We start from the raw sequence: 13386 nt of genomic DNA on the forward strand, positions 1-13386 counted from the left end.
ACTTAAATATTCAGGGATTTAACGAGAGAATAACGGGATGTTGATGATAAAATGTATCTCTTAACCAGTTCTTTAATTTGATTATTTCCTTTTCATTTAGCCACTTAAGGGATTTTTTTAATTCCTTTTGAAAAAGGATATAGTTATCGCTTACTGCTTTTAATACTTTCTTTTGATGTTCAAGCATATTCATATCATACATATATAAAAGAGGGCGGAAAAATTTTCGCCCTCAAAAGGTTTGTTTACGAAATAGGAATCATTTTTGCTGGTTTTGGTTTTACTTCTTCACGCTTTGGTAAGCTGATATGAAGAATACCATTTTTGTAATTGGCTGAAATTTTATCTGTATTTACAGTATTTTCAGCTACACTAAACGAACGACGGAATGATTGATAACTGAACTCTTTGCGGCTTACTTTGCCCCATTTCTTATCTTCTTTTTCATTTTTATGTTCCGAAGAAATAGTTAACATTCCGTTTTCGTAACTCACATTAAAATCCTTTTTCTCCATTCCTGGTGCTGCAACTTCAATATGAAACTCATCATCGTTTTCATTTACATTTACAGCAGGAACTGTAGTTTGTGTGCTAGAATAGTTTGAGCTATTCCAATCCATCAAATCATTATCTAAAAATCTATCAAAAACAGATGGAAATGATGGAAACCAATGGTTACCTAGTTTTGCAAGTGTCATAATTTTACCCTCCAAAAATTTTAGTTAGACATGTTCATTAATTCGTTTATAATTCTTCAAATTAAATGCCATTGTAAATATTGATATAAAACAAGTCAATATGGCTGATGTTTAAATATATACAGTGTCATAATTTCCGAAATGCTGACTTTTTGTTCGTTTGGCTACTGTATTTTAAACAGTATCTTATTTTACTAGATTTGTTCCATGAATAAAAAAGTAGGTTTAGTGCTCGAAGGAGGTGGGTTTCGAGGATTATATACCGCAGGAATATTGCACAGTTTTGCCACAAATAATATCATGTTTCCGTATACCATTGCAGTATCTATGGGAGCCAGCAATGCCACCAATTATTTGGCTGGCCAAACCCAACGAAATTTGGATGTGCCCTATACTTTTGTGAATGATAAACGATATATCAGTTATACGCGTATGTTTGCCAAGGGCGAGCTTTTTGGTATGGACTTTATCTTTGGAGAAGTTCCTTACAAGTTAATACCATTCGACTTTAAGGCATTTGCTGCATCAAAAAACAAACTTTTATACGTTACCACAGATTGTACAACAGGTAAGCCTTATTATATTCCTAACGATACCAACGAAGAATCATTCCTTGCATTGGAGGCGTCAACCAGCTTGCCTTTTGCCTCAAAAATGGTAAAAATGCACAATAGGTTATTGCTAGATGGCGGCATAGCAAACCCAATCCCGATTGAAAAAGCGCTTGCTGATGGGTGCGAAAAGGTGGTGGTGGTGCTCACGCAACCTAAAGCATACCGCAAAACACCATTTAAAGCCAAGTGGCTGGCTAAATTGATGTACCGTAAATTTCCTTTAATGGCAGGAGCCATCTTAAATCGTCATCAAGTATATAATCATCAATTAGATTTAATTGAAAAGCTGGAAGCAGAAGGTAAAGCATTTGTTGTAAGACCTACTGAGGCATTACCGATTGGTAGAACTGAGAAAAATAAGGAAAAACTCAAAGACGCTTTTGATATAGGTTTCAAAGAAGGGCAGCGCATGAATGAAGAGTTATTGGAGTTTATTAAATAAATATGGACACCCATCATTGAATGTCCATAAATATTCGTAGTTGTCGTTCATTTAATAGACATATTGTAGGTTTTATTTTTTTATAAACTTTATGCTATTGCCTTCAATATTTAGTATATACATTCCTTTTGGAAGCATAGACACATCAATACCCTTGGTGGCGTTGTATGTTTTAGTTATGACTAGTTTTCCTGTTGCGGTATATATTCTAATCGTTTGGTCACCCTTGATGTTTTCTATATACAACAAAGAACCCATTGGATTAGGATATAAATGATAAGGATTGATACTATTTCTATCATTTATAGCAGTGTCAAAAGTCCATTCTATTTCTACAAATAACAATGGGTATGCAAAGTAGGTAGTAATATCATTAGACGTTGAAGATCCGTTACTTATTCCTGCATATCCGTAAGCATTTACATGATCGCTTAAAATTGAATGTGCATGAATTTTTTGGAAAGTTTTACCAGTCCACAATGTTTCGCTTTCGCTGTTTTCGAAAGTTAGGGGATCTAGAGTAGTCAATGTACCGTTAGCGTAGTTAAAAATCTTTGGCAGTTTATCTTTTAGGTAAACCACAATTTGAGTGCTTCCATCATCTTGGGGGAATAAATTAGCTTTAATCGCTTCATCATCAGAATTAAATGGATTGAATACATTATCCAGACTAATGTTGTTTTTATCTAACCATAAACTTGGCCCTGCCTGATCGTTATTCTCGATGTACATAAAATAATAGTTACCGTCATTATCAGAATCCAGGTCGATATAATGATAGTTACCCTTGGTGGTAGTTCTTAACCTCACTGGTGTTTGCCATCCTATATCGTTTTTTACTGCATAGTCAATATAGTATGTTCCCTGAGTTGGTGAAAGTTTATAGTATAAAAGATATTTGCTGTCTGCATGAAGTATTTGCCTGCCAATCCAAGCAGTTGCTTTGTCTATGCTACCTTCGGCATAAGTATGAATTTCGGTTAGAGTTCCCCACTGTACTGCATCATTTGCGTATTCAATGATAATTTCGTGCAATTCGCCACCATAAGTATACCAACCTTGTCGGTGCAATGTTATATGTACTTTACCATCCGAACCTGAGGTAATGCAATACGGCAACAAACCATAATTTGAACTAAACCCAGTACCAGCCTGCGTGAAGTAAGTTTTAGACTCCCACCCACTAGGGGTTTCAACCATAGCCACTGTGGTGTCCCAAAATTCTTTGCCATAACCAGTCGATGCACCATAGTTAAAATAAGGGTTGTAAGAATATACTATTACCCTTTGGTTATCTCCAGTTAATCCCATAAAAGCTTGGTGAATATCCCCATCATGACCTGTTTCAATTTTTTCTTTGACCCAGGTGTCTGTGGATAAATCATGCGAAAAGCAGAATAATTCATAGTTATCAATCCAAAGTGTATATACAATTCCATCTGAATTAATAACGCTTTCGTATTGTAAGTAATTAGCTTGGTTAGTGTAGTACTGTCGTTGGTATTGGGTTGTTGTTGCAAAAGTGTAACTTTTTAAGAGACCTGATTCGGTTTGTGCCAGCGTAGGTATCGAAAATAATATTAAGATAACTACACAAAATGAAAGTATACGTTTCGATTTCATAATTATATAGTTTATGTGAATAAATAGACTTAATAAAAGTTACGAAATAAGGTATTCAGAATCAATATATAATGTAGATAGTATAAAGCTTTATTTGTTTTTAAAATAAAGTAGTAAGTCAGTGTGATTTTATGGAGTATAAAAGAATAAAAAGTACTTAATTTTATTCTTGTGAGAGATTGGAACTGCAAATAAGATACGCTTAAAGCATATGTTGTAAATATTTAGAGGCATGCTTTTTCGATAATAATAAACTCATGTTTTAAACATTTTTAAAAGATCATGATTATGCTTTGTTATGGGTTTGCTAGTCAATCATTAAATACCTTATTTTGCAAGCATGGAGTTAATAGACATAAAAGGAGTAGGGCCTGTGTTATTTCAGGCCAGCAAAAAGGCAAAAAGGCTGTCTATTAAATTAAAACCTTTTGAGCCTGTAAAGGTGGTAGTTCCTGCAGATATGCATCCACGCGAGGCATTGGCGTTTGTGGAGTCCAACAAGCAGTGGATTCTGAACAATATGGCCAAGGTAAAGGAAAAAGAAAACGACCTGACCATATTTGATGAGCAAACCCAATTTAAAACGCGCTCTTTCGCATTACGCATTCAAAAATCTTCGCTTTCGCAGATGCGGATGCAGCTTAAACAGGGCATACTGTTTATTGAATATCCTGCAAAACTGGACGTAAAATCGGCATCGGTACAGGATAATATTCGCTATGGAATTGAAGAAGCTATGCGCATATCAGCTAAAAACTATTTGCCTCAGCGTTTACACCAATTGGCTCTACAATTTGGGTTTTCTTATAATCGGGTTTTTATCAAAAATTTAAAAAGCAGATGGGGTAGTTGTTCCAATGTAAATAACATCAACTTGAATTTGCATTTAATGCGCTTGCCCGACCGTTTAATAGACAGTGTGTTATTACACGAACTCTGTCATACCAAAGAAAAAAATCACGGACCCAGATTTTGGGCTTTAATGGATAAGGTAACGCAAGGACGGGCTAAAATGCTCGACAAAGAAATGAAGGATTATCGAACCGTAATTTACTAATGATGAACTGGAATCAATTATTATCGACAAAACGAACAGGTCAGGAAGACCGCGTTCTTACCATAAAACACCAACGTACCCAATTTCAGCGCGATTACGACCGCTTGATATTCTCATCTCCATTCAGGCGTTTACAAGATAAAACGCAGGTGTTTCCTTTGCCAGGAAGTGTTTTTGTGCACAACCGTTTAACCCATAGTTTGGAGGTTGCTAGTGTGGGGCGTTCCTTGGGACATAATATTGCTGAGTTTTTACTGGAAGAAAAAGGACTGGAAAATGATTTAATTGCAGAGATAGGTAGTGTTGTGGCTACGGCTTGTTTGGCACACGATATGGGTAACCCACCTTTTGGTCATTCGGGCGAGTCGGCACTATCACATTATTTTAAAAAAGGTGAAGGAAAAAGCTTAAAGGAGCAACATAAAATCTCTGATGATGAATGGAATGACCTGATTGAATTTGAAGGGAATGCCAATGCTTTTCGAATTCTTACCCACCAATTTAAAGGACGTAGAAAAGGTGGTTTTGGCCTGACTTATTCGTCGGTTGCATCCATCTTAAAATATCCCTATGCCTCGGGTTTAAGCGATAAAAAGAAGTATGGTTTCTTTCAGTCGGAAAAAGAAATGTTTGAGCGAGTAGTAAAAGAACTTGGCTTGCTAGAAACTGAAGCTGGTGTATATTGTCGACATCCTTTGGTGTATTTGGTAGAAGCAGCCGATGATATCTGTTATCAGGTAATGGATGTAGAAGATGCTCATAAATTGAAGATATTAGATACGCAGCAAACCAAGGATATTTTGTTGGCTTATATAGCAGATGAGGAGGATAAAACTACCCGTGATAAAATTGCAGAAGTCAGTAAAGAAGTAACGGATATAAACGAGCAAATTTCTTTTATTAGGGCTTCGGTTATTGGTAAGCTAGTGGGTAAATGCACACAAATATTTAAAGATAATTACGATGCTATTATGGATGGTAGTTTTTCTGGTAGTTTAATTAAACATCTGGAAGGAAAAACCCTAGAGGCTGCTAAGAATTGTGGTAAAATATCGGTGCAAAGCATTTATAATCATCAGTCGGTAGTAGAGATTGAAATATCAGGATTTAAAATTCTAGGTTCTTTGTTACATGAGTTCTCCAAGGCGGTGTTGAATACCGACGATATTTATTCTAAGATGTTGATTGCTTTTATACCTGAGCAATACCAAGTATCCAATGAAGCTTCAGCTTACCAAAAACTGCAATCTGTGTTGGATTTTATCAGTGGCATGACTGATATTTACGCCCTCGATTTATATCGTAAGATAAACGGAATAGGGTTGGCAGATAAAAGATTTTAGGCCATAGATGATTAGTCATTGGTCAATAGTCATTGGTAACTGCTAATGAAATTACTATTGACTGCTGACTAATGACTATTGACCAATTTACCAGTTTCTAATTTAAAAAAATCAGTTCTAATTCTTCCTTGGCTTCATCTTTGGTTCTTATATCATATTTACCCGAATTCATAAAAGTGTAGCCTTTATCCATGGCAGCATTCATCAACGATTTTTCAATTTCGTACGCTACGTTGCCTTCTATATCTTTGTTAAAGTAAAGGAATAACTGCTTAGTATCTTCATCATTGAATTTAACCAAAAGCGTATTGTTTTCTACAAAAACCAGGTCGTCGTAGCTATATGATACAGGAATCCCTATTGATTCTAAAATTTCCATTACATGTCCTAAAGGTCTATAATTGATGCTCATGATATATGTGTTTTAAAAGTTAGAAATTAAATAATATACAAAAGCTACATCACCACTAGCTTAATTAAGTTTACGGTGTTTTCCAGTTCGTCGTGCTCCTCTGCAAATTGACACTTAAACATCATCATGCTATGCGCCTCTTCAAAGTCGGTCTCGTTAAAAGGCAATTGTTTTTTATCGATAAACTCGTTAAAACCATCAATGCCATTTACCTTGTACATTTCTTTTCTAAAAATGGTGTCTTCTTTCACCTTCTCAATAAATCTTTTCGCATTTTGAATTGACATAAGCCCTCCTTTTCTAATTGTCCTACATTATTGTAACTTTTTTGGTGTGTTTATACACAATTGTAATGTGTAATAAGTTCCCAAACCCCTATGTTCACTGTATTTTATAAATCTCCAGAGAGGTGTACTATAGTAATGCAAGTTCTGTTCCTGAATGAAACTATGATGCCAAATGAAGAGATTAATCTTAGCTTAATGTAAAAGGTTGGTTTTCTTAAAACTTAGTAAGTTTTTTTGAGAGAAATATGGCGTAGGTGCTTTTATCTAGTTGAATAATAATTATTTACGTACGTATTTTAACTTAACAGTAAATTATTCATCTTTTTTACCAATTAGGTTGATTTACAACATTTTAATGGTACATTTGTAATAGGCTGTATTGAATTAAGACTTGATATTTCAAGTTTTATATCGAATTCAGGTTATATTATTAGTTATTATTTACAATTTATTATGAAAGAAGGAAAAGTTAAATTTTTTAATGAATCTAAAGGATTTGGGTTCATAAAAGACAGTGAATCTAACAATGAATATTTCGTTCATGTTACAGGTCTAATTGATGATATCAAGGAAGACGATGACGTTACCTTTGAACTTAAAGAAGGTAAAAAAGGATTAAATGCGGTAAATGTTAAATTGGCATAACGAGATACAAGATATTTCAATAAAATTATTCGCAAATCCCAAGCCCTGCTACTTAAAGCGGGGTTTTTTATTTTATACAGCCCATATAATCATTTAGTCTAATGAAAGACCGTGTTAGTCAAGAAGCTATTGACAGGTTAACCTTTTGTGAGCTACATTTATCCAATTATATAAATCTAAACAACATTTTATGAGAAAGAACTTATTTGTAGCGTTCCTTTTATTGCTTTGTCCTTTTATAGGGCAGGCGCAAAGTTTAGAGGATTACTTATCTAAGTATACCGCTGATAATGGAGAAAAATACCTACAACCATTTGCCAATGCTTTTGCCTCAGATTTAAATAGTGGATTATTTCACAATGCTGAAATCAAGAAAAATGGCTTCCAGTTATATATTGGGGTCGTTAGTCAGGTAGCTATGATTTCGAGCGATGCCAAATTTTTTACCGCAACCATTGATGATCCGGCTTTTGGACCTACCCAAACCGTACCTAATGCACCAACCGTATTTGGACCAACAGAAGGACCAAAAATTGAGAACGAAAGCGGACAGGCCATGTATTTACCCGGTGGATTTGATATTGATTACATGCCATTAGCTATGCCTCAAATAACCATTGGTTCGTTATATGGAACCGATTTTACAGCTCGTTTTTTTAAGACGGGTGTTGAAGATATAGGTGATATAGATTTATTTGGATGGGGTATCAGACATAGTGTTGATCAGTACATCAGTAAATTACCATTTAAAATGGCAGTAGGTTATTATCATCAAAAATTTTCGGTAGGTGATTACATGGATACTAAAACTAATGTAGTTAACCTACAGGCTAGTTTTGCTGTGCCCGTAGTTACTTTTTATGGAGGTTTGGCATACGAGAGCGACAAAGTAAACATTACCTACACATACGAAGGTTTAAGTGCTAGTAAGGATGCACCAGAGCCTGGCGATCAAATTGCTTTTGAGATGGAAACCGAAGGAAGCATGAGAGCTACCATAGGATTATGCATTAATATGGGCCCTGTAAAATTGCACGGAGACTATAACATGGCCAAGCAAAATACCTTTGCCGTAGGATTAGGAATTGGAATTAATCAGAAATAAAAAACGAAAAATATATAGTCATGATGATGAAAAAGATAATAATAGCATTGTTAGCAGTTGTTGTTTTTACAGCTTGCGAAGAAAAAGATATTCGTCTATATCCTACCATTGAAGAAAGTTTAGAATATACCATTGATGGTCAAGGAGATTTTAGCGAATCAGAATATTTAAAGTCGTCAGAAATTTTAAGTGCAGTTAACGATTTAGATTTTGGAGAGGATGGGCAAATAGAAGATGTGACCATTGAAGGTATTTGGATTGTGGTTAAAAAGTTACCTAAAAATACCGCAGAATCTGTTACTATGGATCTTTCTATTGAGATAGCAGGAGTGGAGAAAGAATTGTTGAACAACTATATGTTTCAGGTTCCTGCAGAAGAAAAGACTTTTTATATTTCAGGCGATTTAATTAAGGCTGGTGTTGTTGCTTTAAGCAATGAAATGCGTTCTATTATTATAGATAAAATGGTTTCGGGAGATGTTGAGTTTAACATTGAAGGAACTACGATGCCGGCAGATAGTAAGATAAACATGGAGGTTGAGGTGTTTGTAAAACAAGGTTTGGTTATAAAAGAAACGGTTAAGATGATTTAAGATAATCGCTTACGATATTTTAAAGGCTGCTTTTGAGGTGAATACTTCGTAAGCAGCCTTTTTGTTAATATACTATAGTTAATAAGGCTGCTTTTTTTTGTTGAATGCTACCATTTGATGTTTGAGCTTTTTGGATTATTCGTTGAGCTAATATGGATGAAATTTCAGGGCAAAAGCATGAATCTTTGTAATGTAGAATTAATAAAGTATTTAACATTAAAATTTTTGAGTCATGAAAAAGTTAACAGGAGTATTGGTAGCAGGGTTATTTGTATTAGGATTAAGTTTTACATCGTGTAATAAAGATGATGATATGAAACCAATTGAGCCACCAACTCACTTGCCAACTGAAGGTATTGAAGATCACTTACCAGAATACCCAGGGCCAGACCATCTACCTGAGGAGACCCCAGTGCATTTACCAGAAGACCAGAGGCCAGAGCACTTACCTGAGTATCCAGGACCAGATCATTTGCCAGATGCACCTGTTCATTTGCCCGAAGATGGAAGTACAGTTGACCCAGCATAATGAACACACTTAAAATAAGGGAAACCTTATTAAGATTTACTCAATAAGAGTTAAAATATGACTCTTAATATTACCAAAGGCTTTTCTGCTTAGTTGCAGAGGAGCCTTTTTTTTATACATTTTCATGCATTAGAGATGCAGTGTTTTTTTGTTAAAAGTGGCATATAATTAATGAGTTATATTAATGGGAGAGTATTCTTATCCTAGCTAAATAGAATATTAACTAAACATTAACCCAGAGAATCATTTAAGTTTTATTACTTCGTATTGTAAGGATGTTAACTTTCCTACGTCCTATAAAAGCAAATGCATAAAGATTTTAGCTAAGCAATGAATAACAGTGAAGGTTGAATTAACCTTTTAAAAGTCATTAAATCATTTATAGCTAAGTGATATCTTAGTCGTTTTTAGTATTTTTAAGTAGTCATAAAAAATAGGCATATGTTGAAGTCGTTTAGTTCGCTTCTATAAAGCATATATCATTGAAAGGAAATAATCATCATGAAAAACAAATTCACTTTTTTTACAGCCCTTTTGCTAACAATAGTTAGCATAGTTGCAACAGCTCAAATTCAAGAACCTGCGAAATGGACCGTTGAACTATCTAAAAAGGAAGCTGCAGTAGGCGATAAAGTAGATATCATTTTTAAAGGTCAGATAGAAAAAACTTGGCACACATACTCCAATGATTTTGATGCCGAACTGGGCCCTCTTTTAATCACCTTCGATTTTGAGGAGCATGCATCATACGAAAGAGTAGGTGATGTGAAGCCTATTAATTCCATTAAAAAGTACGATGACCTTTGGGAAGGGGAGGTAAGTTATTTTCAGGATAAGGCAGAAATGCGCCAAACTATTGTTGTAAAGGAATTACCTCTTCAGGTAAAAGGTACCTTCGAATTTCAGAGTTGTTCTGATGAAACAGGCATGTGTGTGCAAGGTGATGATGAATTTGACTTAAGTATGAAGGGGATTATTGCTAAAACTGCCGAAAAGCTAAGCACTAAAGCAGATGCCAGTGAACAATCTATGGTAGCTAAGGCAGATGTTCCTAAAAGTATTACAACAATTAGTGTAAAAGAAGTGGATGAGACGGAAGTGACTACGGTTGAAACTTCTTCTGAGACAGCAGAGGGTGAAGAAGAGGAGAAAAGTTACTGGAGTATTTTTCTATTATCTTTTGTAGGAGGATTAGCAGCTTTGTTAACGCCTTGTGTGTTTCCGATGATACCGATGACAGTAAGCTTTTTTACCAAACAAAGTACTTCAAAAGCAGCAGGAATAAGAAATGCCATTCAATATGGAATTTTCATTATTTTAATATATGTAATCTTAGGTTGGTTAGTTGTATTATTATTTGGAGCAGATTCTTTAAATGCACTATCCACCAACCATTGGTTCAATTTGGCATTTTTTGTATTATTGGTTGTATTTGCCATATCCTTTTTAGGTGCTTTTGAAATAGTACTGCCGTCATCGTGGGTTAATAAAGCAGATTCGGGTGCAGATAAAGGTGGAATTATAGGTTCTTTCTTTATGGCCTTAACCTTAGCTTTAGTTTCGTTTTCGTGTACTGGGCCCATTGTTGGATCGCTACTGGTAACAGCAGCCTCTGAAGGAGGAATGGCTCCATTAATTGGGATGTTTGGTTTTTCGTTGGCATTGGCCTTACCGTTTACCTTGTTTGCCATGTTCCCTGGGTATTTAAATTCATTGCCAAAATCGGGAGGTTGGTTAAACTCGGTAAAAGTAGTACTGGGCTTTTTAGAGCTGGCTTTAGCCTTTAAATTTTTATCGAATGCCGATTTGGTATTAGACCTTCACTTATTGGAGCGAGAAGTGTTTATTGCTATCTGGATAGCCATATTTGGTGCATTGGGTTTCTACTTGTTAGGAAAAATCAGATTGCCACATGATTCACCTATGGAATACCTACCGGTAAGTCGATTGATTATGGGTTTGTTTGTATTATCATTTACCATTTATATGATACCAGGTTTATGGGGAGCACCGTTAAAGCTTATAAGTGCATTTCCACCACCAATGGAATATGCCGAATCACCAGAGGGTGTGGGTAATCGCGCTCGACAGGCCATTAATGTAAGCAGTGTTCCCATAAGCGAAAAGCAAAGAAAGCTAGAGGAGAAATTGCATGTAGGTCCGCAAGGTTTATCCGTATTCCATGATTATGATGAGGCGCTGGAGTATGCCAAATTAGTCAACAAACCCTTGTTCCTCGACTTTACAGGAAAAGCATGTGTTAATTGCCGTCAAATGGAAATTAATGTATGGTCGGATCCTAACGTGAACTCCTTATTGAAAAATGATTATGTAATTGTGGCCTTGTATGTTGATTCAAGAATTGATTTGCCTAAGGAAGAGCAGTTTGTATCTGAAACTACGGGTAAAAAAATAAGGACGGTAGGAAACAAGTGGAGTGATTTTCAGATATCAAGATATAAGATTAATAGTCAGCCATATTATGTGATTGTCGATCATAATGAGGAGAACCTAATAAAACCCAAAGCTTTTGAACGCGATGTTAAAAAATATGGCGATTGGCTACAACAGGGCAAAGACAATTTTAAGAAGTAAGAAATAATAATACAAGTGGGAAAGGCTGACTTCATATTTAATGATGTCAGCCTTTTTTATTATTGAGATAACTTTAGCTTAATAAGCTATTAGCTTTATTATTGCTATTAATAGTAAGAATATATTTAGTTTTTTATATATTTAAATAGCTGCCTTGTATTCATGATCTTGGCATGGAATAACTTGTTTAACTGAACTTTATAACATTGACTGCCAAAAAGCTTGAAATAGAACTGAAAAGAGACACTCATAAAGGGCAAAGTATTATTGCTATAATATTTGAGTATAATACTGCATGGGCAGATATGTTAAAAGCCATATCTGGAACGCGATGGAGCCAGACAAAAAAGTACTGGTATATATCTGAAGATAAGTTTAATTTAAACATATTTTTTGAGCGCTTTAAGGGTGTTACGTATCTTAATTATTCAGGCCTGCGCAAGAAACCTCCTGTAACAGAGCCTAAAAAACCAGAAAAACGCAAATATTTTCATCGCCAAACAACGCCATTGCCCAATGGCTACACCGAAAAATTAGAACAGAAACGTTATAGTGAAAGTACACACCGTACATATAAAGCTTATATAAAAGATTTTATTCATGCTTTTGCACCAAAAAGTATCGATCAATTATCGAATGATGATGTGAATCAATATATGTTAAATTTAATAAGGGAATTTGAAATAAGTGCTTCAGAACAGAACCAACGGATTAACGCCATAAAATTTTATTACGAAAAGGTGCTGGAAAGACCCAAGGAGTTGTATAGTGTAGATAGGCCAAGGAAGCAAAAGCAATTGCCGCAAGTATTAAGCAAATTGGAGATAAAAGCGATTATTGGCGAATGTAGAAACCTTAAGCATCGTTGTATTTTATCTCTGATATATTCAGCTGGTTTACGAAGGAGTGAACTTATAAATCTTCAAATAGCTGATATTTTAAGTGAACGACAACAGGTTTTGATACGAAATGCAAAAGGTAATAAAGATAGATATTCGTTATTGTCGCTTAACCTACTTGAGGAACTGCGCAAATACTTTAAAGAGTATAGGCCAAAGTATTGGCTATTCGAAGGACAATACCCGAATACACAGTATAGCCCCACCAGTATTGGTAAAATTTTACAACAAGCAAGTTATAGGGCTAAAATTCAACGCCGAATAACCCCACATATGCTTCGGCATTCTTTTGCCACACATTTATTAGAGCAAGGAGTAGACTTAAGATATATACAAGTACTACTTGGTCATAGCTCATCAAAAACTACCGAAATATATACTCATGTTTCATCACATGAGATTGCAAAAATTAATAACCCAATAGATGACATTTTATAGTACTTAACATATTTAGGTGTGTTATTCTTGCCTATATGGCATGTATTGTGCACCTTTAGGTTTGTTAAAACAAAAATAACAACACCTAAGGTTGTTTTCCTAGGTA

The 13386-nt window shown here is 35.1% G+C and carries 13 protein-coding genes; 9 read left to right on the plus strand and 4 right to left on the minus strand.

Annotated features, from left to right (window positions below; translation table 11 throughout):
* Positions 1–245: 245 nt before the first annotated feature.
* A complete protein-coding gene (locus A8L32_RS10475) occupies positions 246–698 on the minus strand; it encodes an Hsp20/alpha crystallin family protein (RefSeq protein ID WP_066630478.1) in 453 nt (150 codons plus the stop codon).
* Positions 699–905: 207 nt separating this feature from the next.
* Here A8L32_RS10475 and A8L32_RS10480 point away from each other — a divergent pair, with 207 nt between their 5' ends.
* Entirely contained in the window at positions 906–1754 is an 849-nt protein-coding gene (locus A8L32_RS10480; protein ID WP_066630479.1) for a patatin-like phospholipase family protein, read from the plus strand.
* 72 nt (positions 1755–1826) lie between these two features.
* On the opposite strand, the gene A8L32_RS10485 is transcribed toward A8L32_RS10480, so the two are convergent.
* The gene (locus A8L32_RS10485; protein WP_066630480.1) at positions 1827–3377 is read right to left on the minus strand and encodes a T9SS type A sorting domain-containing protein; all 1551 of its coding nucleotides are present in this window, start codon (positions 3375–3377) and stop codon (positions 1827–1829) included.
* 340 nt (positions 3378–3717) lie between these two features.
* Here A8L32_RS10485 and A8L32_RS10490 point away from each other — a divergent pair, with 340 nt between their 5' ends.
* Together A8L32_RS10490 and A8L32_RS10495 are read left to right on the plus strand one after the other, a co-directional pair.
* A complete protein-coding gene (locus A8L32_RS10490; protein WP_066630482.1) occupies positions 3718–4434 on the plus strand; it encodes a M48 family metallopeptidase in 717 nt (238 codons plus the stop codon).
* Positions 4434–5777 carry a deoxyguanosinetriphosphate triphosphohydrolase gene (locus A8L32_RS10495; protein WP_066630484.1) on the plus strand — a complete coding sequence of 448 codons (1344 nt, stop codon included), beginning with the start codon at positions 4434–4436 and terminating at the stop codon, positions 5775–5777. The genes A8L32_RS10490 and A8L32_RS10495 overlap by 1 nt, the downstream gene beginning before the upstream one ends.
* 97 nt (positions 5778–5874) lie before the next feature.
* Here the strand turns inward: A8L32_RS10495 and A8L32_RS10500 are convergent, their stop codons facing one another.
* Entirely contained in the window at positions 5875–6189 is a 315-nt protein-coding gene (locus tag A8L32_RS10500; RefSeq protein ID WP_066630485.1) for a hypothetical protein, read from the minus strand.
* A 44-nt stretch (positions 6190–6233) separates the two neighbouring features.
* Positions 6234–6476, minus strand: coding sequence for a Nif11 family protein (locus A8L32_RS10505; RefSeq protein WP_066630486.1), 243 nt, complete (start codon positions 6474–6476; stop codon positions 6234–6236).
* A 453-nt stretch (positions 6477–6929) separates the two neighbouring features.
* Here A8L32_RS10505 and A8L32_RS10510 point away from each other — a divergent pair, with 453 nt between their 5' ends.
* The 6 genes from A8L32_RS10510 to A8L32_RS10535 all read left to right on the plus strand — a co-directional run bounded on the left by A8L32_RS10510 (position 6930) and on the right by A8L32_RS10535 (position 13280).
* The gene (locus A8L32_RS10510; RefSeq protein WP_066630488.1) at positions 6930–7121 is read left to right on the plus strand and encodes a cold-shock protein; all 192 of its coding nucleotides are present in this window, start codon (positions 6930–6932) and stop codon (positions 7119–7121) included.
* Positions 7122–7311: 190 nt separating this feature from the next.
* A complete protein-coding gene (locus tag A8L32_RS10515) occupies positions 7312–8226 on the plus strand; it encodes a DUF6588 family protein (RefSeq protein WP_066630490.1) in 915 nt (304 codons plus the stop codon).
* 26 nt (positions 8227–8252) lie between these two features.
* Positions 8253–8819 (plus strand): hypothetical protein, encoded by a 567-nt coding sequence (locus A8L32_RS10520; protein WP_143525064.1) that lies wholly within the window; start codon positions 8253–8255, stop codon positions 8817–8819.
* A gap of 232 nt (positions 8820–9051) precedes the next feature.
* Positions 9052–9348 (plus strand): hypothetical protein, encoded by a 297-nt coding sequence (locus tag A8L32_RS10525; protein WP_066630504.1) that lies wholly within the window; start codon positions 9052–9054, stop codon positions 9346–9348.
* A 501-nt stretch (positions 9349–9849) separates the two neighbouring features.
* Positions 9850–11943, plus strand: a complete 2094-nt coding sequence (locus tag A8L32_RS10530) for a protein-disulfide reductase DsbD family protein (protein ID WP_066630506.1) — start codon at positions 9850–9852, stop codon at positions 11941–11943.
* A gap of 206 nt (positions 11944–12149) precedes the next feature.
* Entirely contained in the window at positions 12150–13280 is a 1131-nt protein-coding gene (locus tag A8L32_RS10535; protein WP_233145479.1) for a tyrosine-type recombinase/integrase, read from the plus strand.
* The last annotated feature ends 106 nt before the right edge of the window (positions 13281–13386 follow it).

It is taken from the genome of Labilibacter marinus (genome assembly GCF_001659685.2).
GTDB classification, from domain to species: domain Bacteria; phylum Bacteroidota; class Bacteroidia; order Bacteroidales; family Marinilabiliaceae; genus Saccharicrinis; species Saccharicrinis marinus.